The organism is Bradyrhizobium sacchari (assembly GCF_002068095.1).
Lineage (GTDB): Bacteria > Pseudomonadota > Alphaproteobacteria > Rhizobiales > Xanthobacteraceae > Bradyrhizobium > Bradyrhizobium sacchari.
Genome location: NZ_LWIG01000026.1, coordinates 359,126 through 385,228 on the forward strand (window position 1 = coordinate 359,126; position 26,103 = coordinate 385,228).

Annotated in this window: 24 protein-coding genes; 11 read left to right on the forward strand and 13 right to left on the reverse strand. The window is 64.7% G+C overall.

The window, feature by feature from the left end:
• Positions 1–72 precede the first annotated feature (72 nt).
• Entirely contained in the window at positions 73–1,392 is a 1,320-nt protein-coding gene (locus tag A5906_RS25755) for an ABC transporter substrate-binding protein (RefSeq protein WP_080138050.1), read from the reverse strand.
• Positions 1,393–1,444: 52 nt separating this feature from the next.
• Positions 1,445–2,512, reverse strand: a complete 1,068-nt coding sequence (locus A5906_RS25760) for an ABC transporter ATP-binding protein (protein ID WP_080138051.1) — start codon at positions 2,510–2,512, stop codon at positions 1,445–1,447.
• Between the two features lie 203 nt (positions 2,513–2,715).
• On the opposite strand from A5906_RS25760, the gene gntR reads away from it, so the two are divergent.
• The 5 genes from gntR to A5906_RS25785 all read left to right on the forward strand — a co-directional run bounded on the left by gntR (position 2,716) and on the right by A5906_RS25785 (position 8,037).
• Positions 2,716–3,816: an HTH-type transcriptional regulator GntR gene (gene gntR / locus A5906_RS25765; protein WP_080138052.1), complete on the forward strand. Its 1,101-nt coding sequence runs from the start codon at positions 2,716–2,718 to the stop codon at positions 3,814–3,816.
• A 135-nt stretch (positions 3,817–3,951) separates the two neighbouring features.
• Positions 3,952–5,781 carry an IlvD/Edd family dehydratase gene (locus A5906_RS25770; protein ID WP_080138053.1) on the forward strand — a complete coding sequence of 610 codons (1,830 nt, stop codon included), beginning with the start codon at positions 3,952–3,954 and terminating at the stop codon, positions 5,779–5,781.
• Positions 5,782–5,912: 131 nt separating this feature from the next.
• On the forward strand, positions 5,913–6,644 hold the full coding sequence (locus A5906_RS25775) for an SDR family oxidoreductase (RefSeq protein WP_080138271.1): 732 nt from the start codon (positions 5,913–5,915) through the stop codon (positions 6,642–6,644).
• 17 nt (positions 6,645–6,661) lie between these two features.
• Positions 6,662–7,408 (forward strand): SDR family NAD(P)-dependent oxidoreductase, encoded by a 747-nt coding sequence (locus A5906_RS25780; protein ID WP_080138054.1) that lies wholly within the window; start codon positions 6,662–6,664, stop codon positions 7,406–7,408.
• A 236-nt stretch (positions 7,409–7,644) separates the two neighbouring features.
• The gene (locus tag A5906_RS25785; RefSeq protein WP_080138055.1) at positions 7,645–8,037 is read left to right on the forward strand and encodes a GFA family protein; all 393 of its coding nucleotides are present in this window, start codon (positions 7,645–7,647) and stop codon (positions 8,035–8,037) included.
• Here A5906_RS25785 and A5906_RS25790 read toward each other — a convergent pair.
• Entirely contained in the window at positions 8,016–8,948 is a 933-nt protein-coding gene (locus A5906_RS25790) for a DMT family transporter (RefSeq protein WP_080138272.1), read from the reverse strand. The genes A5906_RS25785 and A5906_RS25790 overlap by 22 nt on opposite strands.
• A 90-nt stretch (positions 8,949–9,038) precedes the next feature.
• Between A5906_RS25790 and A5906_RS25795 the strand changes: the two genes are divergently transcribed.
• From A5906_RS25795 to A5906_RS25805, 3 genes are all read left to right on the forward strand, one after another.
• Positions 9,039–9,881 carry a LysR family transcriptional regulator gene (locus A5906_RS25795; RefSeq protein ID WP_080138056.1) on the forward strand — a complete coding sequence of 281 codons (843 nt, stop codon included), beginning with the start codon at positions 9,039–9,041 and terminating at the stop codon, positions 9,879–9,881.
• A 92-nt stretch (positions 9,882–9,973) separates the two neighbouring features.
• Positions 9,974–10,654 (forward strand): site-2 protease family protein, encoded by a 681-nt coding sequence (locus A5906_RS25800; RefSeq protein WP_080138057.1) that lies wholly within the window; start codon positions 9,974–9,976, stop codon positions 10,652–10,654.
• A gap of 63 nt (positions 10,655–10,717) precedes the next feature.
• On the forward strand, positions 10,718–11,140 hold the full coding sequence (locus A5906_RS25805; RefSeq protein WP_136615505.1) for a hypothetical protein: 423 nt from the start codon (positions 10,718–10,720) through the stop codon (positions 11,138–11,140).
• On the opposite strand, the gene A5906_RS25810 is transcribed toward A5906_RS25805, so the two are convergent.
• From A5906_RS25810 to A5906_RS25835, 6 genes are all read right to left on the reverse strand, one after another.
• Positions 11,128–11,961, reverse strand: coding sequence for an energy transducer TonB (locus A5906_RS25810; protein WP_080138273.1), 834 nt, complete (start codon positions 11,959–11,961; stop codon positions 11,128–11,130). The genes A5906_RS25805 and A5906_RS25810 overlap by 13 nt on opposite strands.
• A gap of 20 nt (positions 11,962–11,981) precedes the next feature.
• Positions 11,982–12,446, reverse strand: a complete 465-nt coding sequence (gene exbD, locus A5906_RS25815; protein WP_080138059.1) for a TonB system transport protein ExbD — start codon at positions 12,444–12,446, stop codon at positions 11,982–11,984.
• A gap of 3 nt (positions 12,447–12,449) precedes the next feature.
• Positions 12,450–13,436 carry a tonB-system energizer ExbB gene (gene exbB / locus A5906_RS25820; protein WP_080138060.1) on the reverse strand — a complete coding sequence of 329 codons (987 nt, stop codon included), beginning with the start codon at positions 13,434–13,436 and terminating at the stop codon, positions 12,450–12,452.
• Positions 13,433–14,122 carry a Fe2+-dependent dioxygenase gene (locus A5906_RS25825; RefSeq protein WP_080138061.1) on the reverse strand — a complete coding sequence of 230 codons (690 nt, stop codon included), beginning with the start codon at positions 14,120–14,122 and terminating at the stop codon, positions 13,433–13,435. Before A5906_RS25825 ends, exbB begins: the two co-directional genes overlap by 4 nt.
• A gap of 19 nt (positions 14,123–14,141) precedes the next feature.
• On the reverse strand, positions 14,142–16,679 hold the full coding sequence (locus tag A5906_RS25830) for a TonB-dependent receptor (protein WP_080138062.1): 2,538 nt from the start codon (positions 16,677–16,679) through the stop codon (positions 14,142–14,144).
• 227 nt (positions 16,680–16,906) lie between these two features.
• Positions 16,907–17,146 (reverse strand): hypothetical protein, encoded by a 240-nt coding sequence (locus A5906_RS25835; protein WP_080138063.1) that lies wholly within the window; start codon positions 17,144–17,146, stop codon positions 16,907–16,909.
• Between the two features lie 389 nt (positions 17,147–17,535).
• Here A5906_RS25835 and A5906_RS25840 point away from each other — a divergent pair, with 389 nt between their 5' ends.
• The 3 genes from A5906_RS25840 (at position 17,536) to A5906_RS25850 (ending at position 22,485) form a co-directional block, all read left to right on the forward strand.
• Positions 17,536–18,708 carry an efflux RND transporter periplasmic adaptor subunit gene (locus A5906_RS25840; protein ID WP_080138064.1) on the forward strand — a complete coding sequence of 391 codons (1,173 nt, stop codon included), beginning with the start codon at positions 17,536–17,538 and terminating at the stop codon, positions 18,706–18,708.
• Positions 18,705–21,851 (forward strand): multidrug efflux RND transporter permease subunit, encoded by a 3,147-nt coding sequence (locus A5906_RS25845; RefSeq protein WP_080138065.1) that lies wholly within the window; start codon positions 18,705–18,707, stop codon positions 21,849–21,851. The genes A5906_RS25840 and A5906_RS25845 overlap by 4 nt, the downstream gene beginning before the upstream one ends.
• A 64-nt stretch (positions 21,852–21,915) precedes the next feature.
• The gene (locus A5906_RS25850; protein WP_080138066.1) at positions 21,916–22,485 is read left to right on the forward strand and encodes an invasion associated locus B family protein; all 570 of its coding nucleotides are present in this window, start codon (positions 21,916–21,918) and stop codon (positions 22,483–22,485) included.
• A gap of 252 nt (positions 22,486–22,737) precedes the next feature.
• Here A5906_RS25850 and A5906_RS25855 read toward each other — a convergent pair whose 3' ends face one another.
• Genes A5906_RS25855 through A5906_RS25870 form a run of 4 tightly spaced genes read right to left on the reverse strand, consistent with a single transcriptional unit; the run spans position 22,738 to position 26,045 of the window.
• Positions 22,738–23,457 (reverse strand): ABC transporter ATP-binding protein, encoded by a 720-nt coding sequence (locus tag A5906_RS25855; RefSeq protein WP_080138067.1) that lies wholly within the window; start codon positions 23,455–23,457, stop codon positions 22,738–22,740.
• A complete protein-coding gene (locus A5906_RS25860) occupies positions 23,454–24,221 on the reverse strand; it encodes an ABC transporter ATP-binding protein (RefSeq protein WP_080138068.1) in 768 nt (255 codons plus the stop codon). The genes A5906_RS25855 and A5906_RS25860 overlap by 4 nt, the downstream gene beginning before the upstream one ends.
• The gene (locus tag A5906_RS25865; RefSeq protein ID WP_080138069.1) at positions 24,211–25,182 is read right to left on the reverse strand and encodes a branched-chain amino acid ABC transporter permease; all 972 of its coding nucleotides are present in this window, start codon (positions 25,180–25,182) and stop codon (positions 24,211–24,213) included. The genes A5906_RS25860 and A5906_RS25865 overlap by 11 nt, the downstream gene beginning before the upstream one ends.
• Entirely contained in the window at positions 25,182–26,045 is an 864-nt protein-coding gene (locus A5906_RS25870) for a branched-chain amino acid ABC transporter permease (protein WP_080138070.1), read from the reverse strand. Before A5906_RS25870 ends, A5906_RS25865 begins: the two co-directional genes overlap by 1 nt.
• Positions 26,046–26,103 lie beyond the last annotated feature (58 nt).

Here is a 26,103-nt window from a genome sequence, read left to right on the forward strand (position 1 = left end):
TCAGCCATGCCCGATATCCCTGATCGAAATGTTGACGAGCGGGCGGCCGGATGGCCGCCCGCTCCGTGACCGTCAGCGATAGATTCGCTTCAGCTGGCGCTCGGCTTCCGCCATCGCGCCCTTCGCATCCTTGGCGCCGGTGCAGTAGTTGGCGAACATGTCGACGACGATGAAGTCGGCGATCGCGGTCGCCGCCTTCTCACCGACCGTGCCGATGCCGGACGCCGGCAGCGTACGCTTGGAGGCCTGCGAGAACACGTAGTTCTTGGGATCGGCGGTCCAGATCGGCGCCGATTCGTAGGCGTTCAGGGTCTGCGTCAGATAGCCCTGGGCGCCGTCCAGCCACTTCTCGTAGTTCTCCTTCTCCAGCATGAAGGCGACGAAGGCCTTTGCCGCGTTCGGATATTTGGTGAAGTTGAAGGCGAGGATCGGCAGCGCAAGCTGCAGCTCGGTCGGCTTGCCGACCGGGCCGACCGGCCAGAGCGCATGATAGGTGTCCTCGGCGAGCTCCTTCTTGGTCGCATCGGTCTTGGCGGCGACGTAGATCGAGATGCCGTTCGCCGTGCAATAGAGCTCGCCGGCGAGGTACGCCTTGTTGTTGGAGGAGTCGTTCCAGGACGGGGTGCCCGGAATGAAGCTCTCGTACAGCGCCTTGCAATATTCCAGCGCCTTCGCCGTCTCCGGCGAATTGAGGATGATCTTGTCGTTCTGGTCGACCGTGTAGGCGCCGTGGCCCCACAGCACCCAGTGCAGCCAGGAATTGCCGTCGCCCGAGGCGTGGCCGAGCGCGAAGCCGGCCGGCGTGTTGTTCGCCTTGAGGGCCTTGCACATTTCGAGGAAGCCCGGGAAGTCCTTCGGGAATTCCTTGAAGCCGGCCTTGTCGAGCGCCGACTTGCGGTAGGTCATGTAGCCGCCGTTGGTCGCAACGGGAATGCCGAGCCAGTCGTCGCCGAGCTTGCAGGTCTTGGCGGCCGCGTCGGTCCAGCCGCCGTATTTCTTGCCGAGATAGTCGGCGACGTCGTTCATCTTCAGCACTTTGGTGGGGAAGAGCTGCGGCAGCGTGTGCAGACCCCAGGCGAGATCGAGACCGGAGCCGGTGTTGGCCGCAACCGAGGCCTTCGGCTGCACGTCCTCGAAGGACTCGCTGAACACGTTCATCTCGGTGCCGGTCGCGGCCTTGAACGCCGCCACCATCGCGTTGAACGCATCGTCTTCCGCCGGCACGAAGCGCTTCCACCGCATCACGGTCAGCTTGGCGCCCGGCTCGGCCTTCCACGGCGCGCTCTGCGCCCAGGCCCTGGCGAAGTCGAACAGAGCCGGCCCCGTCAGCATGCCGGTCGCAGCCAGAGCCGTTCCGCCTTGAAGCAGAGCCCGGCGGGTAAAGTCTTGCATGTCGTCCTCCCTGTGATGCTTTTTGTTGTCTTATGCTTTGTCGTCTTATGCGCTAGGCGTTCATGCGCTTGCCCGTCGCATCGTCGAACAGATGCACCAGCGACGGATCGGGCTTCAGCCGGACCTTGTCGCCCGGGTTGAACTGGTGGCGCTCGCGGAAGACCGCAACAACCTGCTCGCCGCCGACCTTGGCGAACACCTGCGTCTCCGAGCCGGTCGGCTCGACCACGATGATCTCCGCCTCGGCGCCGTCATCGGCGATGGTGAAATGCTCGGGCCGCACGCCGTAAACCGCAGGCCGGCCGTCGGAGCCCGCCGGCGCGCTCTTGAGCGGCAGCTTGACGCCGTTCGGTCCCTCGAAGGTCGCAACGCCGTTGAGGCGCACATGGCCCTTGAGGAAGTTCATCGCGGGCGAGCCGATGAAGCCGGCGACGAACTGGTTGTCGGGCTTGTCGTAGAGCTCGAGCGGCGTGCCCATCTGCTCGACGATGCCGTCATGCATGACGACGATCTTGTCGGCCATTGTCATGGCCTCGATCTGGTCGTGGGTGACGTAGACGGTGGTGGTCTTCAGCCGCTGGTGCAGCTCCTTGATCTCGGTGCGCATGGCGACGCGCAGCTTGGCGTCGAGGTTCGACAAGGGCTCGTCGAACAGGAACACCTGCGGATCGCGCACGATGGCGCGGCCCATGGCGACGCGCTGGCGCTGACCGCCGGAGAGCTGGCGCGGATAGCGATCGAGCAGCGGCGACAGTGCGAGGATCTCGGCGGCGCGCTTGACGCGCTTGTTGATCTCGTCGGAGCTCGCGTTCCGCAGCTTCAGCGAGAAGCCCATGTTGTCGGCGACCGTCATGTGCGGATAGAGCGCGTAGTTCTGGAACACCATCGCAATGTCCCGCTCCTTGGGCTGGACATTGTTGACGACGCGGTCGCCGATCGAGATCGTGCCGGAGGTGATGTTCTCGAGACCGGCGAGCATGCGCAGAAGCGTCGACTTGCCGCAGCCGGAGGGGCCAACCAGGACGACGAACTGGCCGTCCTCGATCGGAATCGTGACGCCGTGCAGGACTTCAAAATTGCCGAACGATTTCCGCACGTCGCGGATTTGCACAGACGACATCTAGCTCCCTCCTCCGACTCGGGCAGCGCAACCCTCGCGCCGCCACCGTCTTGTTTTTCTGAACTTCGCCGAACGAAGTCCACCCTAACAGGCGACATTGTCGGCAGTTTGCGCGGCTTTGGCAATTTGTCTTTGGTTAGTCGTTGCTGGTAGCGCTGTCAACGATCCTTTGTTTGCGACAATGGCTATGCTATGAGCAGCAAATGGGTCGAAAACGCACCAAGTCAGGCAAGATCCGGCTGGCGGAAGTCGCCGAGCTTGCCGGCGTGAGCCCGATTACTGCGTCCCGTTTCTTCCGCAATCCGGAGGCGCTGTCGGTGGCCAAGCGGACGCGGGTCGAAAGCGCGGCCAAGGAGCTCGGCTATGTGCCGAACCTTGCGGCACGCGCCCTCGCCTCGCAGCGCACCGAGGTGATCGGTGTCTTGATTCCGTCGCTCACCAACAACGTGTTCTCCGACGTGCTGCGCGGCATCTATGACGCCTCCGAAGGCAGCCGTTACTCGATCCAATTGTCCAACACACGTTACAGTATCCTTCAGGAGGAGAAGCTGCTGCGCCTGTTCCTGGCGCAGAAGCCGGCCGGGCTGATCGTCACCGGCATCGACCAGACCGCGGAATCGCGCGCGATGCTGGAGGCGGCCGACTGCCCGATCGTGCAGATCATGGAGATCGGCCCCAATCCGGTCGACATGATGATCGGCTTTTCCCACTATGATGCAGCGCGCGCGGCAGTCGCACATCTGTTCGCGCAAGGCCGCCGCAAGATCGGCTTCGTCGGCGCGCGCATGGATCCGAGGGTGCAGCGGCGGCTGGACGGATATGTCTCGGCCATGAAGGACGCCGGCCTGTTCGAGCAGCGCCTCGTCGTGACGACGGCGACGCCGACCTCGGTGACGCTCGGCGGCGCCCTGTTCACCGATCTGCTGGCGCGCGAGCCCGACCTCGACGCGGTGTTCTGCGCCAATGACGACCTCGCGCTCGGCGTGCTGTTCGAGTGTCGCCGCCGCGAGATCGGCGTGCCCGAGCAGATCGCGATCGTCGGCTTCAACGATCTCGAATTCATGGCCTCCGCCGTCCCCACCCTCACCAGCGTCCGCACCAACCGCTATGAGATGGGCAAGACGGCCGCCGCCATGCTGATCGAGGCGATCGAGGGACGGCGCCCGGAGCTGCCGGTGCTCGATCTCGGCTTCAAGGTGATCGAACGGCAAAGCTCGTCGTCGCGGCCGTCGGATAACAGGCCAGCCGTGTCGGGCGGGGGCACGGCGAACAAAATGGTAGCGTTACCAAGTAGCCATGACTAGTATCGCGCTCGTGAGGAAACGACCCGCCAGCGGGCAGGCAGACCATTGCTCACGCCGTTGGGCATCGCACAAGCCGACAGCCCAGTATCCACGCCGGTGACCAACGCCAGTGCGTTTGCATTGCAGGAGAAACCAATGACAAAAAAGCCAACCAATGGGCATGCACCCGCCGGCAACGGCACCCGCCGCCATCTCCGCTCGCAGGAATGGTTCAACAACCCGCATAATCCGGGCATGACCGCGCTCTATATGGAGCGCTATCTGAACTACGGACTCACCCGCGCCGAGCTGCAGTCCGGCAAGCCGATCATCGGCATCGCCCAGACCGGCAACGACCTCTCCCCCTGCAACCGCCACCATATCGAGCTCGCCCACCGCGTCCGCGAAGGCATTCGCGAGGCCGGCGGCATCGCGATGGAATTCCCGACCCACCCCATCCAGGAGACCGGCAAGCGCCCGACCGCCGCGCTCGACCGCAACCTCGCTTATCTCGGCCTGGTCGAGATCCTCTACGGCTATCCGCTCGACGGCGTGGTGCTGACCACCGGCTGCGACAAGACGACGCCCGCCTGCATGATGGCGGCGGCGACCGTGAACCTGCCGGCGATCGTGCTGTCGGGCGGCCCGATGCTGAACGGCTGGCACGACGGCGAGCGCACCGGCTCCGGCACCATCGTCTGGAAGTCGCGCGAGAGGCTGGCCGCCGGCGAGATCGACTACGAAGAGTTCATGGAGATCGTGGCCTCCTCGGCGCCCTCGGTCGGCCATTGCAACACCATGGGCACCGCCTCGACCATGAATGGCCTTGCCGAAGCGCTCGGCTTCTCGCTGCCGGGCTGCGCGGCGATCCCCGCCCCCTATCGCGAGCGCGGCCAGATCGCCTACGAGACCGGCAAGCGCATCGTCGAGATGGTCTGGGAAGATCTGAAGCCCTCGGATATCCTGACCCGCAAGGCGTTCGAGAACTGCATCGTGATCAACTCGGCGATCGGCGGCTCGACCAATGCGCCCATCCACATCAATGCGCTGGCCCGCCACATCGGCGTCGAGCTGTCGATCGACGACTGGCAGAAGGTCGGCCACGACGTGCCGCTGCTGGTCAACATGCAGCCGGCCGGCTTCTATCTCGGCGAGGAATTCCACCGCGCCGGCGGCGTGCCGGCCGTGGTGCGCGAATTGATGAAGCACAAGCGCATCCATGAGGATGCGATCACGGTCAACGGCCGCGGCATCGGCGAGAACTGCAAGGACGCGCCCAAGCCCGACAACGACGTGATCCGGGCCTATGACAAGCCGCTGGTGAAGGATGCCGGCTTCCTGGTGCTGAAAGGCAACCTGTTCGATTCCGCGATCATGAAGACCAGCGTGATCTCCAAGGAATTCCGCGATCGCTATCTCAGCAACCCCAAGGATCTGAACGCCTTCGAGGGCCGCGCCATCGTGTTCGAGGGGCCGGAGGACTACCACGAGCGGATCGACGATCCCGCGCTCGACATCGACGAGCGCTGCGTGCTGTTCATCCGCGGCACCGGGCCGATCGGCTACCCCGGCGGCGCCGAGGTCGTGAACATGCAGCCGCCGGCGGCGCTGATCAAACGCGGCATCCTGTCCCTGCCCTGCATCGGCGACGGCCGCCAGTCCGGCACCTCGGGCTCGCCCTCGATCCTGAACGCCTCGCCGGAAGCCGCCGCCAATGGCGGCCTCGCGATCCTCAAGACCGGCGACAAGGTCCGCATCGACCTCAACAAGGGCAGCGCCAACATCCTGATCTCGGACGAGGAGCTGAAGAAGCGCCACGCCGAGCTCAAGGCCAGCGGCGGCTTCAAGCATCCGCCGAACCAGACGCCGTGGCAGGAGATCTACCGCAACACCGTCGGCCAGCAATCGACCGGCGCCTGCATGGAGCTCGCCACGCGCTACCAGAACGTCGCCGGCACCTTTGGTGTGGCGCGGGATAATCACTAGCGGCCGCACCGTCATCGCGAGCGAAGCGAACAATCCAGTCTGCCTCCGCGGAGAGACCCTGGATTGCCTCGTCGCAAGGCTCCTCGCAATGACGTGGGCTTGGCATTCGAATGAACACGAGGGAGAAGAAAATGGCAGACCGCCTCAAGGGCAAGCGCGCCGTCGTCACGGCTGCGGCAGCAGGCATTGGGCGCGCTTGCGCCATCGCATTCGCGCGTGAAGGCGCAACCGTCATTGCCACCGACATCAACGAGGCCGGCATCGCCGGCCTGATCAAGGAAGGCATCGCCGAGGTCGCAAAGCTCGACGTCCGCAATACCGCCGACGTCAATGCCTTTGCCAAGCGCATTGGCAAGATCGACATCCTGCTCAACGCGGCCGGCTTCGTGCACCACGGCACCATCCTGGAATGCTCCGAAGAGGATTTTGATTTCTCGTTCGACCTCAATGTCAAGTCGATGCACCGGACCATCAAGGCCTTCCTGCCCGACATGATCGCGGGCGGCGGCGGCAGCATCGTGAACATCTCGTCCTGCGCGGCCCTGAGGCCGCCGGCGAACCGCTACGTCTACAGCTCGTCGAAGGCAGCGGTGTCGCTGCTGTCGCGCGCGGTCGCGCTCGACTTCATCACCAAGGGCATCCGCTGCAACTCGATCTGCCCCGGCACCGTCGAGACGCCTTCGATGCTCGACCGCGCCGCGGCGCAGGGACCGCAGGGCAAGGAGATGTTCATCTCCCGCCAGAAGATGGGCCGGCTCGGCACCGCCGAGGAGATCGCATCCATGGCGGTCTATCTCGGCAGCGACGAGAGCGCCTTCACCACCGGCGTCGACCTCGTCGTCGACGGCGGCTACATGCTCTGACGCCAGAGGGCCCCGGCATGAACAAGATCGACCTTGACGGCCGCGTCGCTGTCGTCACCGGCGGCGCGCAGGGCTTTGGCCGCGCCATCACCGAACGATTCGTCGCCTCCGGCGCCAAGGTCGCGATCTGGGATTTTGACGCCGCGCTGGCCGAGAAATCCGCAAAAGAGATCGGCGGCGAGACGAAAGTCTTCAAGGTCGACGTCACCGACACCGCAGCCGTCGAGCAGGCGCGCGATGCGACGCTCAAAGCCTTCGGCAAGATCGACATCCTGGTCAACAATGCCGGCATTGCCGGCATCAACAAGCCGGTCTGGGAGACCGACCTCGAGGAATGGCGCAAGGTCCTGCGCATCAACCTCGACGGCCCCTTCATCGTCTGCAAGGCGATCGTGCCCGAAATGCTCAAGCAGAAATACGGACGCATCGTGAACATCGCCTCGATCGCCGGCAAGGAAGGCAACCCGAACGCTGCGCATTATTCGGCGTCCAAGGCCGGCCTGATCGCGCTGACGAAGTCGCTCGGCAAGGAGCTCGCCGCACACGACATTCTCGTCAACGCGGTGACGCCGGCGGCTGCCAAAACCGCGATCTTCGACCAGATGACGCAGCAGCATATCGACTTCATGCTGTCAAAAATCCCGAAAGCGCGCTTCGTGCTGGTGGAAGAGCTCGCCGCGATGGTGAGCTGGCTTGCATCCGAAGATTGTGCCTTCTCCACCGGCGCGGTGTTTGATATTTCCGGTGGACGGGCGACCTACTGAAGCACTCGCCGCCGGGGGGCCGGATCATGCAATTCGGTCGTCGGGATTTCGTGAAGGTTGCAGCGGGCGGCCCTATGCCGAGCATGTCCGCAGCGAGGTGCTGGCGCGCTGCGCGGGTGACCGACATGAGGATTGCGGGCAACACCAGACGCGGGAATTCCGACATGGATGGCGATCTCGACAATCTCAACTGGACCATGGCGCGCCAGGTCGGCGAATTGCGGGTGGCTTGAACCATGATCCGGGAAGGAGGATGCCTGTGCGGCGCGGTGCGGTTCAAGGCCGAGGGCGAGCCGCTCAATGTTCGCGTCTGCCATTGCCGCACCTGCCAGAAGGCGATGGGATCGCCCTACTTCGCGCGCGCGCAGTTCGACCAGCGCGCGCTCACCGTCGAGGGCGAGACCGGGCGTTACGCGTCATCGGAGAACATCGACCGCGTGTTCTGCAAGCAGTGCGGCACACGGCTGTTCGCCTGGCGCCGCAACGGCACGCTGGCCGGCGTGGCGCTCGCGACCTTCGATGATCGCAACGCCTTCGCGCCGACCGAGCACATCTGGGTCAGCGAGAAGCTCGCCTGGGTGAAGATCGATGACGATCTGGTGCAATATCAGGGGACGATCCCGGCCTGACCTCGGGCCTGACCTGATGCAGGCGCACTTGCCGGCTCAGTGCGTCCGCTCGTCATCGCGATCCAGATCCCGGCAAATACCGCGACGATGCCGGCCGCCAGATTCCAGCGCAGCGGCTCGTTCAAAAGCCAGGCGCCAACCAGCGACGCGGTGATCGGATTAACGGTCACCGAGATCGCGACCCGCGTGGGCGTCGTACGCTCCAGTGCGAAGGCCCAGAGATAGAAAGTCAGCGCCGCGCCGAAGGCACCGAGATAGAGGGCCGCCAGCCATTGCGGGGTGCCGAAGCCTGCGACCGGTGAAAAGCTGCCGTGGACATAGGAGAGCAGGATCAGGCAGACCGCCCCCGCCGCCATGCTCATCGTGGTGAAGGCGATCGGGCCGGAGCGCCGGATCAGTGGCCTCGACCAGATGCCGTAGAGCGCCATGCACAGCGCAGCCGCCATCATCAGGAGATCGCCGCGCCAGGCGCCTGACGGTGCCGTGGTGAGGTCGGAGAGCAGCGCGAGCGCAACGCCGCACGTCGCAATCACGACACCGATCGACTTGCGCCAGGTCAGGGCTTCGGCGCCGAGCGCGGCACCGATCACGAGCGACAACAAAGGAAGCGTTGACAGGGCAAGCGCACCGCGCGCGGCCGTCGTGAAGATCAGCGACGCGTTGAACAGGATCGGGAACAACGCGAAGAACAGAATGCCGAGTGCGGCGGCGGTGGCCCAGTCGCCTCGCTCCGGCCAGCGATCGCCGCGCAGCAGCGTCAGCGGCAGCAGTAAGACGAAGCCGATGCCGAACCGGAACGAGCCAATCGCCAGCGGATCGATGCTGCCGACGAGATAGCGCGTGGCGCCGATCGAAGTCCCACCCAGCGCGCTCGACAGCATAGCAGCCAGAACGCCAAGAATCTCGCCCACGCTTTCCCCCGTTGATGCCTTTGCAAGCAGCATAGGAGGCGCGCCGAAACAGGGAATGGAATTTCCGTCATGCCAGGATAAGCTTTCGTCATGAGCCCACCTGTTCTCGATCCTGATCTCCTGAAGGCGTTTGCCGCCGTCGCCGAGCATCGCTCCTTCACGCGCGCCGCCACGACGCTCAACCGGACCCAATCGGCGGTCAGCGTCCAGATCAGACGCCTGGAAGAGCGGCTCGGCACAAAACTGTTTCAGCGCGCCAGGGCCGGCATCGCGCTGACCGCAGCAGGCGATGAACTCCTCGTCTATGCGAAGCGGCTGCTCGACCTCAATGCAGAGGCCGTCGATGCACTCCGCACGCGCAAGCGCGCAGCGGTGGTCCGCCTCGGCGTGATGGACGACTACGGCACCATCGTCATTCCGCCATTGCTGGCGCAATTCGCCAAAAGCCATCCGGAGATCCGGGTTGAAATGGAGACGGGGCTGACGGCAACGATGCCGGCACGGCTCGGCGAGGCCTATGATCTGGTCATCGCCATGCACCCGGAAGGACACCGCGATGGCGAGTTGTTGCGGCGCGAGCAGGCGGTCTGGGCCGCCGCAACGTCATATTCGGTCCGGCCGCACGACCCGTTGCCCGTTGCGCTCTATCCGCCCGGCTGCCTGTTCCGACAATGGGCCGCGGACGCCCTCGATGCCGCCGGCCTGCCATGGCGGCTCGCCTTCGTCAGCTGCACGCTTGCGGCGGTAGAAGCCATCGCGGCGCAGGGGCTTGCGATGACGGTCGTGAAGGCCCGCACCCTGCCGCCTCGCCTGCATATCCTGTCGGACGGCCTGCCGCCGCTGCCGGGGGCGGACATCCGCCTCCACCGCGCACGCAACCTGTCGCGTGCAGGCAGCCTGCTGGCGGATCATTTACAGCTTGGGATTACGTAACCGGCGCCCCATATCCTGGCCTGACGCGTTGCTGCACGACCGGTTTGGCTGGGACGGCTGCAAGGCCGCGAGCAAACCGGGACGGACGAGCCGTGAACATTTCCCTTTATGACCTTTCGGTGTGGGTGCTGCCGCTGGTACTCGCCATCACCTTCCACGAGGCTGCGCACGCTTTCGTGGCCCACCGGCTCGGCGACAACACGGCCTGGCAGCTTGGCCGCGTCAGCTTCAATCCTATCAAGCACATCGATCCCTTCGGCACCCTGATCCTGCCAGCGATGCTGCTGTTTGCGCATTCGCCGTTCCTGTTCGGCTATGCCAAGCCGGTGCCGGTGAATTTCCGCAAGCTCAATAACCCCAGGCTCGACATGGTCTGGGTGGCGCTGGCCGGGCCCGCAACCAACATCCTGCTGGCGCTGGCGGCGGCTCTTGCCCTGCACGCCCTGCCCTTGGCGCCAGCGGGGTCGGCGCAGTGGATCTTCGACAACCTCAAGAATGCGCTGCTCATCAATGCGATCCTGGCCGTCTTCAACATGATGCCGATCCCGCCCCTCGACGGCGGGCGCGTCGCGGTCGGGCTGCTGCCGCGCCCCCTCGCTCTGCCACTGGCCCGACTCGAGCCGTTCGGTATGCTGATCCTGATCGGGCTGTTGATCCTGCTGCCGCTGGCGGGCTCGCAGTTCGGTCTAAATCTTGATGTTATTTCAGCAATACTGCGAACGTTGACCGGTTATGTGATTCAGGCTGTTCTCTTCCTGACCGGCAATGCGTAGTTGAACAGACCACTCCGAAGACACGCCGAAGGGCCAGAGGCCGACTTGGTCAAAGCTGCCGATATGCTGATCGCGCGACGCGCGGACACCCGTGCCCGCGCCGATTTCGCCACCTGGAAGATGATGGCCAAGCTCAATGGGGCGTCCGCACTGCCTCCGGAGGCCCAGGAGTTCCTGGCGAGCTATCAGAACCTGCTGGCGCAGACGAGCGAGGGCGAGGCGACCGAGGCCACCATCGTCGCGATCTACAGAGCCTACTATGCCGAGATGGGTGGCGGGGGAACCCCGCCCGATGTCCGCCCGCGCCAGGCCAAGCCGGCGGCGGACAATGTTACCGCTTTCCGACGCCCGGCACCGAAGACGAAGACCACCAGCTTTTTCGGGGCTGGCACAGCCGCCGGAGCCCAGAAACGGCCGCTGCCGGTGGCGCTGATCTTCGCCTGCCTCGTCGTGGTCTATGTCGGGATCCGGTATTACTGGCGCTGAGCCTGAGCCGACTTCTTCTTTTTCTTCTCGTCCGGCGGCTTGAACACGATGTCGACGGTACGTTCGAACCGATCCTCGGTCAGGGCGGCCGGCGGCGTCGGGAACGGATCCGATTTGTGCACCATGGAGATCGCGGCCGCATCGTAGGCTGAGTCCCCGGACGACTGCACCACATCGACCGACAGCACGTTGCCTCGCCGGTTCAGCGCGAAGCTCACCTTTGCCGTCTGGTTATTGGGCTCCTTGCCCTCCGGATTGACCTTATGCGCCGAAAGATGCGCGCTGATCTTCCGGTTCCAGTCGGCGGTCAGCTTCAGGAGGTCCTTGCCGATGCCGAGCACGGGCGCCATCGCCTTCTCGGCCTCGCGCGTGGCGTCCTCGAAGGTCTGCCGCTCCATGGCAACCGACTTCTGCGATGCTTCCATGGCCGGCGTTTCAACGACAGCCTGCTTGGGATCGTCCTCCTGCTCCTTCTTCGGCTTGTTTTCGGTGACGATCCGGTCGGCCTCCTCGACCTGTTGCGGCCGATCCTGAGGAAGATCCGTTTCCTTGACCTCAGCCTTTTGCTCGGGCAGCGCCGGGCGCTCCTCCTGCTCGTCGGCATCAGTCGGCCCGGGCGGCATATCGGATTCTCGGGCCGGCGGCGACGTCATCTCGACGGCGAACTCCGCACCCGCAGCTCCCAGCCCTTCGTCACCGTCATCAGCCTTCAGGTTTGCGAGCGCGAGCGCGGCCCCACCCACATGGAGCGCGACCGCAGCGATCGCGGCCAGGATCCACAGCTTCCGTGATGGTCTGGGTTCGTGCTCGGCGCTGGACATGGCGATCCCCATGGCGATCCCTATGGCTGCGCAGCACCTGCGGCAGGCGCTCCCGCCTGCCCGGCCGGACCTTCCAGCGCAACCAGCTTGACCCGTGAGTAGCCGCCGGAGCGCAACAGCTCCATGACGCCCATCAATTCACCATAAGGCACTGAGCGATCGGCGCGCAGGAAGACGTACTTGTCCTTGCTCATGTCGGACATTGAATCGAGGGTGGCGATCAGATCGGCCCGGTGGACGGAGTCCTCGCCGATCGCAAGCGTCAGATCGCGCTTGATGCTGAGATAGGTCGGCTTGTCCGGCTTCTTCTGCGGCGTCGCGCTCGAGGTCGGCAAATCGATCGGCAGATCGACCGTCGAGAGCGGCGCTGCAACCATGAAGATGATCAGCAGCACCAGGATGACGTCGATGAACGGCGTGACATTGATGTCATGCGTTTCCGAGAAATCGTCGTCATCATCATTGTCTGCGAGCGAGACGGCCATGGTTCACTCCGCCGCGCGCGAATGCACGCTGCCGTGGCTGCGGTCGAGGTCGCGCGAGAGCAGCCGCGCCGCCGCGCCCGAGGCACGGTTGACCAGCTCGAGATAGCTCTTCGTCACGCGCGAGAAGTGATTGTAGATGATGACGGCGGGAATGGCGGCGACGAGGCCGATCGCGGTGGCGAGCAGCGCCTCGGCGATGCCGGGCGCAACCACAGCGAGGTTGGTCGTCTGCGACTTCGAGATGCCGATGAAGCTGTTCATGATGCCCCAGACCGTGCCGAACAGGCCGACGAAGGGCGACGTCGAGCCGATGGTCGCGAGCACGCCCATGCCGATGCGGATGCGCCGCGCCTCCGCACGCACGATCTCCTGGAAGCTCGAGGCTGCGCGCTCCTTGATGCCGGCGTCGCTGGACAGGCCGGCCGACATCCGCGCCTCGCGCAGGGCCGCCGCCAGGAACGACGGCAGGATGCCCTCCTTCGCGCCGAGCGCCATCTGGGCTTCGGCGAGCGAGCGCGCCTCCGCGATCTTCTTCAGCGCCGAGCGAAGTTTGGCCGAGGCGACCGACAGCTCGATCGACTTCGCGATCAGCACCGTCCAGGTCATCAGCGAGGCAAAGGCGAGCCCGATCATCACCGCCTTCACGATGACGTCCGCCGACATGAACATCACCCAGGGCGACAATTCCTTCATGGCGGGGGCCGTCGATATGGCCTCGGACTTCGCAGCCGCCGGTGCGGCGGCCGCAGGAGCCGCGGCGCCTGAGGGAGCCACAGGCGCCGGGGCGGTCACGGGCGCAGCCGCAGGCGCCGTTGCCGAAGGTGCCGTTGCCGAAGGTGCCGCCGCCGGAGCGGGCGCGACCGGCTGAGCCTTCGACTGGGCCGGTGCGGCCGGCTGGGTTTGTGTCTGGGCAGAAACAGGCGGTGCGAGCCAGGCAGCCGCCAGAAGGACGGCTGCGGCGAGGCTGGCTTGGAAGGTTGTGCTCTTCATACTTCGGCCCAGTAGCGAATGAGATTGTGATAGATACCCGTCAATTTGACCGTTTCGGGATCGTCACGCCCGAGCCGTTCCACCAGCGCCTGTATCGCGGTGTCGAGGTCAAAGATCATGCTCCGAGCTTGATCGTCCCGTATCATGCTCTGAAGCCAGAAGAAAGACGCAACCCGTGTCCCCCTTGTCACCGGCGTGACGAGATGGAGGCTGGTCGAGGGATAGAGCACGCAGTCGCCGGCTGGCAACTTGACTTCGTGCGAACCGTAGCTGTCCTCGATCACAAGTTCGCCACCGTCGTACTCTTCCGGCTCGGCGAGGAACAGCGTAACCGACAGGTCTGTGCGGATGCGAAGGCCGGTCAGACGGTCGCCGCGGATCGCATTGTCGACATGCAGGCCGAAATGGTGGCCGCTATCTGCCGCATAGCGGTTGAACAGCGGCGGGAAAATCTGGAGCGGAACTGCCGCCGCGATGAAGCGCGGGTCTGACGTCAGCGCCGAGATGATGCGGTTGCCGAGCTTGCGCGCGACCTCGCTGTCCGGCGGCAGTTGCTCGTTGCGCTTGACCATCGCCGACTGCGCGCCCGCGGTGGAACGGCCGTCCTCCCATTCGCTGGCGTCCATGATGCGGCGGAAATCCGCCACATCATTTTTGCTGAGAACGTTTTCGATGCATGTCAGCATGAAACTGGTTCTTGCTCCATCAGTAGCGCGCCGAGAGCACCACATAGGCGGCACGGCCCGGTGCTTCCAGCACGAAGGGCGCAGCGCTTTGGTACAGCGCGTCGTAGTAGCGCTTGTCGAAGATGTTGTTCACGAACAGCTTGACCTGCCAGTTCTTGTTGATCTTGGCTTCCGCGAACACGTCGAACCGCCAATAGCTCGGAAGCGATGTGCCCTGGTTGGCCGCGAGCAAAGTGCCGCCGTAGATCTTCGAACGGTAGACCGCCTGCCCGCCCAGTTCCCAGACATCGGTGAGCTGATATTTCGTCAGCAGGCTGAACGACTGGTGGGCGATGTTGGCGAGCGGACGGCCGACATTGGTCGGATACAGGGTCGTGTTGGCCGATGGCGCCAGCGACTTCGTGACCTCCGACTCCATCAGCACGAGCCCGCCGAACACGCTCCATTTGTCGGTGATCTTGCCGCCGACGCCGAGATCGATGCCGCGGATGCGGTAGGCGGCACCGGCGGTGATGCAGGATATGTTGCCCGTCGTCCCGGTCGGATAGACGCATCCCAGGGGGGCGGCCGCAGTCGCACTGCCAACGTTCTGCGACTCGCGTGCATTCTCTTTCGTCGTCTGGAATAACGCTGCGGTCAGCAGCAGATGACGATCGAAAAGCTCCCACTTGGTGCCGAGTTCGATGGCCTTGTTCTTCTCGGGGCCGAATATCTGCGTATTGCCGCCAGGAAGGGTCGGATTGAGGCCGCCATAGGCGGTGCTGGTCCCGTCGAACTCAGCGCCGACCGGATTCGCCGAGGTCGCATAAGCCACATAGACGCTGCCGTTCGGCGCCGGCTTCAAGGTCAGGCCGAGGTTGAAGTTGGGGATCAGGAATTCCGCCGACTGCTGCCCGAACGCGCCGTTCGCGGCATAGCCGGTCGACTTGATGCTGTAGTCGTCGTAGCGGAAACCGCCGTTGAGGATCACCAGATCGCGATAGTTCGCGCTGTCCATCACGTAGCCGCTGACGGTGTCGATGCTGATCTTGGTCGGCAGGCCCGACAGCGACGGGATACCGAAGGGCAGATACGTGTTCTGGGGGAAGAAGACGCTGGTGTTGTTCGGCGAGCCGGACGGGCTCGAGGGAATGCCGGTCGCCTCCGAGGTGAGCCCAAGATATCTGTCGATCGACGATCGCTCACGATCGACCTCGATACCCGCCAGCGCGGTATGCCTGAACCCGGCCCCGTCCTGGAACTTGTAGGTCGCCTCGGTCTGGTTGGCGAGCACATCGGTGATCTGGAAACGGCTCTGCGGGTTGGACGTCAACGTCGACGCCGAGAGCGGGTCCTTCAGCGAGGGCGATTCCGGCAGCGTCCCGATGTAGTTCTGGGTCGAACGCGAGGCGCGGAATTTGTTGCTGACCATCAGATCGGGCGTGATCTGAACTTCCGCGTTGATCGTGCCGATGTCCTGGCCGGTCCGGAAGAAGTCGCGGTTGACGAAACCATACCAGTTGTTGCGGTTGACGCCGAAGTCCGGGAACGGACCGCCGGCGGTCGACGTCGTGCTCGGCCGATAGTACGGCACGCCAAAATCCGGACGGCCGGTCAGCTCAGTGTGGATGTAGTTGCCGGTGACCTTGACCGTATCGGTCGGCTTCCAGCTCGTGGCGACGAAGGCGCCGTTGCGGTTGTCAGTGACGTAGTCGCGGCCAGCGACATTGGCGTCCTGGAACAGACCGCCGGCACGAACGGCGAGTGTCGGGTCGATCACCTGGTTGACATCGAGCGTGACACGCTTGGTCTGGTCGGTGCCAAACGTGGTGTCCATGTTGTAGAAGCTCTTTGCCGTCGTCGCCTGCTTGGTGACGATGTTGATCGCACCACCGGCGACACCACGGCCGGAGAAGGTCGAGCCGGGACCGCGCAGGATCTCGACCTGCTCGGTGAAGAAGTTCTCGCGCACACTGACGCCGGCATCGCGCACGCCGTCGATGAAGATGTCGTTGCGCGCGTCGAAGCCGCGGATGAAGAAGCGGTCGCCGAAGGCATTGCCGCCCTCGCCCGAGCCGAGCGTCACGCCGGCCGTGCTGAGGATCGCCTGCTTCAGCGTCGTGGCGTTCTTGTCCTCGAGCACTTCCTTGCTGAGAACCGTGATCGACTTCGGCGTATCGACGAGCTTCTCCGGAAACTTGCCGCCGGCCTGAACGTGGTCGACCTTGTAGGGCGCGGCCGGGTCGGCATAAGGATTGGCGTCGGCCGGGCCGGAGGGCGCCGCCGGAACAGCTTGCTGGGCCTGCTGCCGCTGCGCGGCGCGGCGAAGCGCGTTGCGGGCGCGGACCTGATCCGGCGTAGGCCTCGAAGCGACCGGGCGCGGACGCTGAACGGGTGCGTCGACCGTCACCGGCGGCAGGTTCGACTGCTGCGCCTCTGCGCCGCTCGACACCGATGCCGCCGCAATCAGGCTCGCCACGGCCGAGACCTTCTTGCCGGAAATGCCCGAAAACTTTTCGTCCACCGGATTGAATGCTGCCACCGAACGCAACGACTTCGGTGCGACCACCTGCCCCATTACACCACGCCCCATCTTCTTGTTCGCTCACTCACGTCGACGAGCGATTGGGCTGTTGGTATCGGCGGCAAAATAGTGGGTCAATGCGCGCAAGCCGCGAGAACCCTTGAATAAGTCCAGATCAAAACGATTCTAAATTTCAGTTTGAAACGGTTCTAAAGATAGATTGGACTCGTTCTAAAACGCGCACGAAAAATACCGCGAAATCGGCGATCATGCTCACTGCATCACTCGCTGCTCGGCGGCTTCATCAGCGAGAACAATTCGTCGACGGTTTTCTGCGCGACGGCCCGCACACGATCGGTGCTCTCCATGCCGGCGATGTTGACGCCATTGACCACGGCCTTGATCTCATCGCGGAAGTCGGTGAGGAAGCGCAAGGGATCGCGCTGCTCGTTGGCGACGCGCGCGATCAATCCCGTGATCAAAATCTGGCACGCGATCAGCTTGCCGTTCAATTCGTCCATCCTGCGCTCCATGTGTGGCGGCGCCGATATGGACGATGCCGATTTTCCTGACAACCGAAACGGGACCGGAGCGATTTAGAACCGTTCTTGCAAAGCGCACGTTCCCGGGGGCTGACCGGTGTGTTTCGCCAGTCGCGCCGCGCGCCGCCACAGCCTCTGCGAGCACTGCCTTATTTTTACGCGCCGATCGCCCAAAGCGGGAAAATGCAGCACTGCACACCGGCGCGCCAGCGAGTTGCCCAGGCAGTGCAAAGCTTTCCAATTGTTTAGATTTCTCAGCCGATAGTGCTGTTTACACTGGAACTTGGCGTGTATTATACAAACGCGCTGGAACTCAATGATTGCCCCAAAATTCGTAATTTAGGGCACAAGAGCCGACACGAGCCGATATGAAAAAAACACGGCCGATCCTCTGGATTCTGATCCTCGCGGCCGTGGCCTCCGCGGGTTACTATGGTTGGCAGAAATACGGCTCGCCGGACCCCGGAAAATCCCAGACAGCCCAGAAAGGTCCGCCTCGCGCGCCCGCCATCCCCGTGAGCGTGGCGCCGGTGCAGAAGGTCGACTTCCCGGTCTATCTGACCGGTCTTGGCACGGTTCAGGGCTTCAACACCGTCCAGGTCCGCAGCCGAGTGGACGGCCAAATCGACAAGATCGCCTTCGCCGAGGGCCAGATCACCAGGGAGGGCGAGCTTCTGGCCTCGATCGATCCCCGCCCCTATCAAGCCGCGCTTGACCAGGCCAAGGCCAAAAAGGCGCAGGACGAGGCCAATCTGGCCAATGCCAATCTCGAGCTCCAGCGTGCCATGAAGCTCGGCGAATTCGCGACCGCACAGCGGGTCGATACCCAGCGCTCCACCGTTGCCCAGCTCACCGCCCAGATCGCCGCCGACGAAGCCGCAATCGCCAATGCCCAGACCCAGCTGGACTACACCCAGGTCAAGGCGCCGATCACCGGCATCGCTGGCCTGCGCCAGGTCGATGTCGGCAACATCGTCAACGCCTCGACCCAGACCGGCATCGTCACCATCACGCAGGTCGAGCCGATCTCGGTGATCTTCACGGCGCCGGAAGACCAGCTTCCCTATATCAGCGAAGGCCAGAAGGCCGGCGCGCTCAAGGTCATCGCCTTCACCACCGACGGCAAGAAGACGCTGGCCGAGGGCAAGCTCGCGGTCATCAACAACCAGGTCGACACCACGAGCGGGACTATTCGGCTCAAGGCGGTGTTCGACAACAAGGACCACACGTTGTGGCCGGGACAGTCGGTCTCGACGCGCCTTCTGGTGCGGACGCTGAAGGATGCGACCGTGGTTCCGGATGATGCGGTCCAGCATTCGACCAACGGCCTGTATGCCTACACCGTCAATCAGGACAACAAGGCCGAAGTGCGCAAGATCAAGGTCAGCTACGGCATCGACGGACGTTCGGTCGTCGATGAAGGCCTCACGCCCGGGCAGCAGGTGATCACCGGCGGTCAATTCAAGGTGCAGCCCGGAAGCCTCGTCTCGACGGCGGTGGCGAGTTCGGACCCGGCCCAGAACAAGGTGCGACAGGAATGACCGAGGGCGGGATTTCGGCACCTTTCATCCGTTATCCCATCGGCACTTCGCTGCTGATGGCCGGCATCCTCTTCGTCGGTCTCGTCGCCTATCCGCTGCTGCCGGTCGCGCCGCTGCCGCAGGTTGACTTCCCGACTATCCAGATCACCGCCAATTTGCCGGGCGGCAGCCCCGAGACGATGGCCTCGTCGGTGGCCCAGCCGCTGGAGCGCCAGTTCGCCCAGATCCCCGGCATCGCCCAGATGACCTCGACGAGTTATCTCGGCACCGCCTCGATCACCATCCAGTTCGACCTCAACCGCAGCATCGACGGCGCCGCCAACGACGTGCAGGGCGCCATCAACGCGGCCAGCGGCCAGCTGCCGAAGAACCTGCCCTCGCCGCCAACCTACCGCAAGGTCAACCCGGCCGACGCGCCGATCCTGCTGCTGTCGGCAACCTCCGAGACGCTGCCCCTGACCAGCGTCAGCGACGCGGTCGACGCCCAGCTCGCCCAGCAGATCAGCCAGCTCTCCGGCGTCGCACAGGTGTTCATCGGCGGCCAGCAGAAACCTTCCATCCGCATCCAGGTCGATCCGGCGAAGCTCGTCGCCAAGGGTCTGTCGATGGAGGACGTGCGCAGCCAGATCGCGATCACCACGGTCGACAGCCCCAAGGGCAATATCGACGGCGAGAAGCGCGCCTACACGATCTACGCCAACGACCAGCTGACCCAGTCCAAGGACTGGAACGACGTCATCATCGCCTATCGCAACGGCGGTCCCCTGCGGATCCGCGACATTGGGCAGGCGGTCAGCGGCGCCGAGGACGCCAAGCAGGCGGCTTGGGCCAACGGCAAGCGCGGCGTATTCCTGGTGATCTTCAAGCAGCCGGGCGCCAACGTCATCGAGACCGTCGACAGGATCAAGGCGACCCTGCCCCGCCTCGTGGCGGCGATCCCGCCCGCGATCAAGATCGAGCTCATCAGCGACCGCACCACGACCATCCGCGCCGCGGTCGAGGACGTCCAGTTCACGCTGCTCCTGACCATCGCCCTCGTGGTCATGGTCATCTTCATCTTCCTGCGCAGCTTCTGGGCCACGGTCATCCCCACCATCACGGTTCCGCTGGCGCTGCTTGGCGCGTGCGCCCTGATGTGGGTCGTCGGCTATTCGCTCGACAATCTGTCGCTGATGGCGCTGACCATCGCGGTCGGCTTCGTCGTCGACGACGCCATCGTGATGCTGGAGAACATCACGCGCTATATCGAGGAAGGCGAATCGCCGATGGCGGCGGCCTTCCGCGGCTCCAAGGAGATCGGCTTCACGATCGTGTCGATCAGCATCTCGCTGGTCGCGGTGCTGATCCCGCTGCTGCTGATGGGCGGCATCATCGGCCGCCTGTTCCGCGAATTCGCCGTCGTGCTGGCGATGACCATTTTCGTCTCGATGTTCGTGTCGCTGACCCTGACGCCGATGATGGCCTCGCGCTTCCTGCGCGCCCACGGCGAGGTGCGCCACGGCCGCTTCTACCAGTGGAGCGAGCGCGCCTTCGATGCGATGCTGCGCGGCTACGAATATGGCCTCGACCATGCCCTGGCCTGGCGGCGCACCACGCTCGCGATCTTTTTCGCCACGCTCGGACTGTCGATCTACCTGTTCGTCCTGATCCCGAAGGGCTTCTTCCCGCAGCAGGACGTCGGCCTGATCACCGCGACCTCGGAGGCCTCGCAGGACATCTCGTTCAAGGAGATGCAGCGCCGCCAGGTCGAGCTCGGCAAGATCGTGATGGAAGACCCCGACGTCGCCACGATCGCGATGAACATCGGCGGCAGCGGCCGCGCCGGCAACAACGGCAACATGTTCATCACGCTGAAGCCGCGCAACGACCGCGAGGCCTCCGCGCAGCAGATCATCGCGCGGCTGCGTCCCAAGCTCGAGAAGGTGTCCGGCGCCCGCCTCTACATGCAGGCGGCCCAGGACGTCCGGCTCGGCGGACGTCCAACCCGCACGCAGTTCGAATTCACCTTGCAGGACGCCGACCTCGCCGAGCTCAACGACTGGGCGCCGAAGATCCTCGCCAAGATGCAGACGCTGCCGGAGCTGCGCGACGTCGCCACCGACCAGCAGACCCAGGGCACCACGGTCCAGCTCAAGATCAACCGCGACACCGCCTCGCGCTACGGCATCCAGCCGCAGCTGATCGACGACACGCTGTATGACGCCTTCGGACAGCGGCAGGTCACGCAGTATTTCACCCAGCTCAACACCTACAAGGTGATCCTCGAGATCCTGCCGGAGCTGCAGGGCAATCTCGACAGCCTGAACAAGCTCTACCTGAAATCGCCGCTGACCGGCGACCAGGTGCCGCTGTCGACCTTCGCGACCTGGTCCACCGATCCGGTCCGCCCGCTCTCGATCAGCCACCAGGGCCAGTTCCCGGCGATCACGATCAGCTTCAACCTCGCGCAGGGCGTCGCGCTCGGCCAGGCCACCGAGGCCGTGCAGAAGGCGATGGCCGAGCTCGGCGCGCCGCCGACGCTGAATTCAAGCTTCCAGGGCACCGCGCAGGCGTTCCAGCAGTCGCTCGGCACCGTGCCGCTGCTGATCCTCGCGGCCCTCGTCGTGGTCTATCTGATCCTCGGCATTCTCTACGAGAGCTACATCCACCCGATCACGATTCTATCGACCCTGCCCTCGGCCGGCGTCGGCGCGCTCGCGATCCTGATGGCGGCCGGGTTCGACTTCAGCCTGATCGCGCTGATCGGCATCATCCTTCTGATCGGCATCGTGAAGAAGAACGGCATCATGATGGTCGACTTCGCGATCGCCGCCGAACGCGACGAGCACAAGACGCCGGCGGAATCGATCCGTCAGGCCGCGCTGCTGCGCTTCCGCCCGATCATGATGACGACGATGGCGGCCCTGCTCGGCGGCGTGCCCCTGATGCTCGGCCACGGCACCGGCGCCGAGATCCGCCAGCCGCTCGGCTACGCCATGGTCGGCGGCCTGATCGTCAGCCAGGCCCTGACGCTGTTCACCACGCCGGTCGTCTATCTCTATCTCGATGAGCTCAACAACTGGTTCTCGGGCTGGGGCCGCACGGGTGACGGCGAAGGCCACGAGACGCCAGAGCACGGCAGCGTCAAGCAAGCCGCCGAGTAAGCTTGCGTCGCGGCTCCCGCGACGCTACAGCGAGACCCCTGGTTCACGCCAACGCGGTTTCGCCATGCCCATGCAATCCAGACTTGCCGCCCTCGCCGCGGCCCTCCTGTTGTCGGCGGGCGCCGCGCAGGCCCAGCAGGGCGCCAAGAAGAATGGGGCTCCTCCCGCTCCCGCGGCACAGCCGACGCCTGCCCCGACGCAGCCGCAGGCTGACGGCGCTCCCGGACAGCCCGGCTGGATCGTCCGCTGCACCAGCGCCAGCCGCGAGGCGCCGCTCGAATGCGCGATGGAGCAGAACGCGGTGCTGACCAAGACCGGCCAGACCGTCGTCCTGATCAACATCCGCATCGCGCCCGACACCCGTACGCCCATTGCGCTGCTGCAATTGCCGCTCGGCCTCAACCTGCCCGTCGGCGCCAAGCTCCAGGTCGACGAGGGCAAGACGGTCGATCTGCAGATCCAGACCTGCGAGAGCCGCGGGTGCTACGCCTCGACGCCGATCGCGGCGGACCTGCTGAGCGCTTTGAAGGCAGGCAAGCAGTTGAAGGTCTCCTTCCAGAACATGGCCAAGGAGACGATCGCAATCCCGGTGCCGCTCGGCGACTTCGCGGCGGCCTACGACAAGATCAAGTAAGGGCTGCTCCCGTTTCCCGCTGGAGTACACGCTTCTCTCATCTCGTCATTGCGAGCCAACGGGTCCGCGCAAAGCGCGGTCCGATGACGGGCTTCGCGAAGCAATCCAGCAATCTTTCCGCGGAGGCAGTCTGGATTGCTTCGCTACGCTCGCAATGACGGCGCGGATACGGCGACGCCCCTTGCTTCGGTCGAAAGAGATGGAAATTCCGCTCGCCGGCTGCCCATTGTTGCTGCTCCAGGCGTAGCTCAGTCAGTCCACGCCGAGATAGGCTTTCTGCACCTGCGGGTCCTCGGCGAGCGCGGCCGCTGTGCCCGACAGCACGCTCTTGCCGACCTGGAGCACGGTGGCGAAGTCCGAGACTTCCAGTGCCAGCTCGATCGACTGCTCGGCGAGCAGGATGGTCAGGCCCTCGCGATGCAGGCGACCGAAGGTCTCGTACATGGATTCGACCACCGCCGGCGCGAGGCCGAGCGAGGGCTCGTCGAGCATCAGCAGCTTCGGGTCGCTCATCAGCGCGCGACCGACCGCGAGCATCTGCCGCTCGCCGCCGGACATGGTGCCGGCGCGCTGGTTGCGGCGCTCTTTCAAGCGCGGGAAGATCTCGTAGACGCGCTCCAGCAGCGTCGCCTGACGCGACTTGTCGTGCAGCGGCGTTGCGCCGAGCATGAGGTTGTTCTCGACGCTCTGCTGCACGAACAGCCGCCAGCCCTCCGGCGACAGCGCGAGGCCCTTGCGCACGATCGCAAAAGCCTTCTGTCCCGCGATCTCCTCGTCGCGAAAACTGATCGATCCGGAATGCACGGGAATGAGACCGGCGATCGCATTCAGCGTCGTAGTCTTGCCGCCGCCATTGGAGCCGAGCAGCGCAACGACGCTCCCTTCCGGCACCTCCAGCGAGACATCGGAGACGCCGATGAGGTCGCCATAGCGCACCTCGAGGTGCTCGATCCTGAGCAGCGCCCCGCTCATGGGTCCGGCCCGCCCATCAGTTCGACCGGCGTGTGGCCGGCAGCCGCCTTCGCGGCACGCGTGCCGAGATAGGCCGCGATCACCGCCGGATTGGATGTCACCTCCTGCGGCGAGCCGCGCGCAATCTCCTTGCCCTGGTGGAACACCATCACGCGGCTTGCCAGCGACATGATCACTTCCATGATGTGCTCGACGATGACGAGCGTGATGCCGGAGCGATGGATGTCGCGGACGAGATCAATTGCGAGCCTCACCTCATGTGCGTTGAGGCCGGCCATGGCCTCGTCGAGCAGCAGCACCTTCGGCTCGGTCGCAAGCGCGCGTGCGATCTCCAGCCGCTTGCGGCCGGGGGTGCCGAGCGAGCGCGCCGGCGCCTCCGCAAGGCGGCTCATGCCGACGCGCTCCAGCACGGCTCGCGCCCTGGTCTCCGCCTCCTTGCGATGCGCGGTGCGCAGGAAAGCGCCAATCATGACGTTCTCCAGCACCGTCATGCCCTCGAAGGTCTGCGGCACCTGGAAGGTGCGCGCGAGCCCGAGCCCGGCACGCTGCTCCGGCGTGAAGTCGGTGATGTCAGTCGCCTCGAACAGCACGCGCCCGGAGGTGGCCTTAAGGTCGCCGGTGAGGCAGTTGAAGAAGGTGGATTTTCCAGCGCCATTCGGGCCGATCAGGCCGAGAATATCGCCCTGCTCGAGGGTCACGGAGGCGTCGTCCACCGCCTTGAAGCTGCCGAACGCCTTTGTGATTCCACGTGCCTCAAGGAGCATAGCCGGCTCCCGTATCAACCTTGGACCGACTGCGGCGGGTGAGCAGGCTGAGCAGGCCGCCGGGCTGGAAGCGCGCAATCAGCACGATGATCGCGCCATAGACCACGAAGGTAAGGCCTGCGCCCTTGCCGCCGAGCCAGCTGTTGGAGATTTCCTCCAGCGGCACCAGGATCGCAGCGCCGACAAGCGGCCCGAACAGCAACCCTGCCCCACCCAGCGCCGCCATGATCAGGATCTTCACCGAGATCAGGATGCCGAGCCCGGACTCGGGATCGACGAAGCCGAACATCATTGCATAGAGCGCGCCGGCAACGCTGGTCAGCGCCGCGCTCAGCATGTAGGCGTAGAGTTTCGTGCGGCTGGCGGGCGCGCCGAGCGAGCGCGCGGCGCGCTCTGAATCCTTGATCGCGCGCAGGTAGAAACCCATCCGGCTGTTGGTCATCCACCAGGTGATCGCAAGCGTGATCGAGAGGATGGCGAGGAAGAGATAGTAATACGGCAGCGCCGACAGGAACGAGAGATCGAAGATGTTGCGCGGCACGGTCGGACCTGAGAGACCGACGGCTGCGCCAAGCCATTCGGTGTTGGTTACGATCAGCCGCATCGTTTCGGCGACCGCGATCGTCGCCATGCTGAAATAATGCCCGGACAGCCGCAGCGTCGGCACGCCGACGATCGCGGCGAGGCCGACCGCCAGCACGATGCCGCCGGGAATGCCGAACAGCGGCGACAGGCCGAACTTGGCGTAAGCGCCCATCGCCGCATAGGCGCCGCAGCCGAAGAACACGACGTGCCCGACGGACACCTGCCCGGCATAGCCGCCGACGATGTTCCAAGCCGAGGCGGCAATCGCATAGAGCAGCACCAGCGCGCCGAGGCGCTGCTGGAACGGCGAGGACAACAGCAGCGGATAGGCGATCGCGAAGGCTACGACGACCGAGAGCCAGATCCAGCGCCGCATCACATCTTCCCCATCAGGCCCTGTGGCCTGAACCAGAGGAAGAACAGGAACAGGACGTAGACGACGATGTCCTTGTAGATCGCGCCGATCAGATAGCCCGACAGCGACTCGATGACGCCGATCAGAAGGCCCGCAACCAGCGCCCCAGGCACGCTCCCGAAGCCGCCGAGCGACACCGTGACGAAGGCGACGATGCCAAGGGTCTCGCCGACGGTCGGCACGATGTAGAAGAAGTTCGCGATCAGCGCGCCGGCGAGGCCCGTGGCGCCCGCCGCAATCGCCCAGGCGATCGCCTGCATGGTGTCGGGCCGGATGCCCATCAGCTGGGCCGCGGTCTGATCCTCCGCCACCGCCAGCATTTTCGAGCCCAGCGAGGTGCGCGTCAGCAACAGATGCAGGCCAAGCGTCACCAGGAGCGCGACGACACCGGCGAGCAGCCGCGAGGCCTCGATCCGCAGGCCGGCAAAGGCATAGGTGCCGCCCACGATGTTCGGCGGCATCGACAGGAAGTTGGCGCCGAACCACCAGAACACGGAATAGCGCAGCAGCAGCGCGAGGCCGAAGGTGCCGAGGATCTGCGCCAGCATCGGCCCTTTCATGATGCCGCGGATCAGGGCGAAATAGACCACGACGCCGAGGGTGGCGAGCACCAGCGTCGCCAGCGGCGCGCCGAGGATCGGCCCTCCCCCCATCAGCGTGTAGACGACATAGGCGACATACATGCCGAGCATGACGAAGTCGCCATGCGCGAAATTGACGATGTTCATCATGCCCCAGACCAGCGTGAGGCCGGAGGAAAACAGGGCGTAGACGGCGCCAAGCAGAAGCCCGCCGACGATCACCTGCACGAGGACGAAGGACATGAGCCGCGCTGCTCTGATCAAATCAGTTTGAGAAAAGTGGGGCGCGTGCCCCGCCTTC

Coding starts and splice junctions, on each gene's coding strand:
- A5906_RS25755 (WP_080138050.1), bottom strand. CDS start 1,392: ATGCAAGACTTTACCCGCCGGGCTCTGCTTCAAGGCGGAACGGCTCTG.
- A5906_RS25760 (WP_080138051.1), bottom strand. CDS start 2,512: ATGTCGTCTGTGCAAATCCGCGACGTGCGGAAATCGTTCGGCAATTTT.
- gntR (WP_080138052.1), top strand. CDS start 2,716: ATGGGTCGAAAACGCACCAAGTCAGGCAAGATCCGGCTGGCGGAAGTC.
- A5906_RS25770 (WP_080138053.1), top strand. CDS start 3,952: ATGACAAAAAAGCCAACCAATGGGCATGCACCCGCCGGCAACGGCACC.
- A5906_RS25775 (WP_080138271.1), top strand. CDS start 5,913: ATGGCAGACCGCCTCAAGGGCAAGCGCGCCGTCGTCACGGCTGCGGCA.
- A5906_RS25780 (WP_080138054.1), top strand. CDS start 6,662: ATGAACAAGATCGACCTTGACGGCCGCGTCGCTGTCGTCACCGGCGGC.
- A5906_RS25785 (WP_080138055.1), top strand. CDS start 7,645: ATGATCCGGGAAGGAGGATGCCTGTGCGGCGCGGTGCGGTTCAAGGCC.
- A5906_RS25795 (WP_080138056.1), top strand. CDS start 9,039: ATGAGCCCACCTGTTCTCGATCCTGATCTCCTGAAGGCGTTTGCCGCC.
- A5906_RS25805 (WP_136615505.1), top strand. CDS start 10,718: ATGCTGATCGCGCGACGCGCGGACACCCGTGCCCGCGCCGATTTCGCC.
- A5906_RS25810 (WP_080138273.1), bottom strand. CDS start 11,961: ATGTCCAGCGCCGAGCACGAACCCAGACCATCACGGAAGCTGTGGATC.
- exbD (WP_080138059.1), bottom strand. CDS start 12,446: ATGGCCGTCTCGCTCGCAGACAATGATGATGACGACGATTTCTCGGAA.
- exbB (WP_080138060.1), bottom strand. CDS start 13,436: ATGAAGAGCACAACCTTCCAAGCCAGCCTCGCCGCAGCCGTCCTTCTG.
- A5906_RS25825 (WP_080138061.1), bottom strand. CDS start 14,122: ATGCTGACATGCATCGAAAACGTTCTCAGCAAAAATGATGTGGCGGAT.
- A5906_RS25830 (WP_080138062.1), bottom strand. CDS start 16,679: ATGGGGCAGGTGGTCGCACCGAAGTCGTTGCGTTCGGTGGCAGCATTC.
- A5906_RS25835 (WP_080138063.1), bottom strand. CDS start 17,146: ATGGACGAATTGAACGGCAAGCTGATCGCGTGCCAGATTTTGATCACG.
- A5906_RS25840 (WP_080138064.1), top strand. CDS start 17,536: ATGAAAAAAACACGGCCGATCCTCTGGATTCTGATCCTCGCGGCCGTG.
- A5906_RS25845 (WP_080138065.1), top strand. CDS start 18,705: ATGACCGAGGGCGGGATTTCGGCACCTTTCATCCGTTATCCCATCGGC.
- A5906_RS25850 (WP_080138066.1), top strand. CDS start 21,916: ATGCCCATGCAATCCAGACTTGCCGCCCTCGCCGCGGCCCTCCTGTTG.
- A5906_RS25855 (WP_080138067.1), bottom strand. CDS start 23,457: ATGAGCGGGGCGCTGCTCAGGATCGAGCACCTCGAGGTGCGCTATGGC.
- A5906_RS25860 (WP_080138068.1), bottom strand. CDS start 24,221: ATGCTCCTTGAGGCACGTGGAATCACAAAGGCGTTCGGCAGCTTCAAG.
- A5906_RS25865 (WP_080138069.1), bottom strand. CDS start 25,182: ATGCGGCGCTGGATCTGGCTCTCGGTCGTCGTAGCCTTCGCGATCGCC.
- A5906_RS25870 (WP_080138070.1), bottom strand. CDS start 26,045: ATGTCCTTCGTCCTCGTGCAGGTGATCGTCGGCGGGCTTCTGCTTGGC.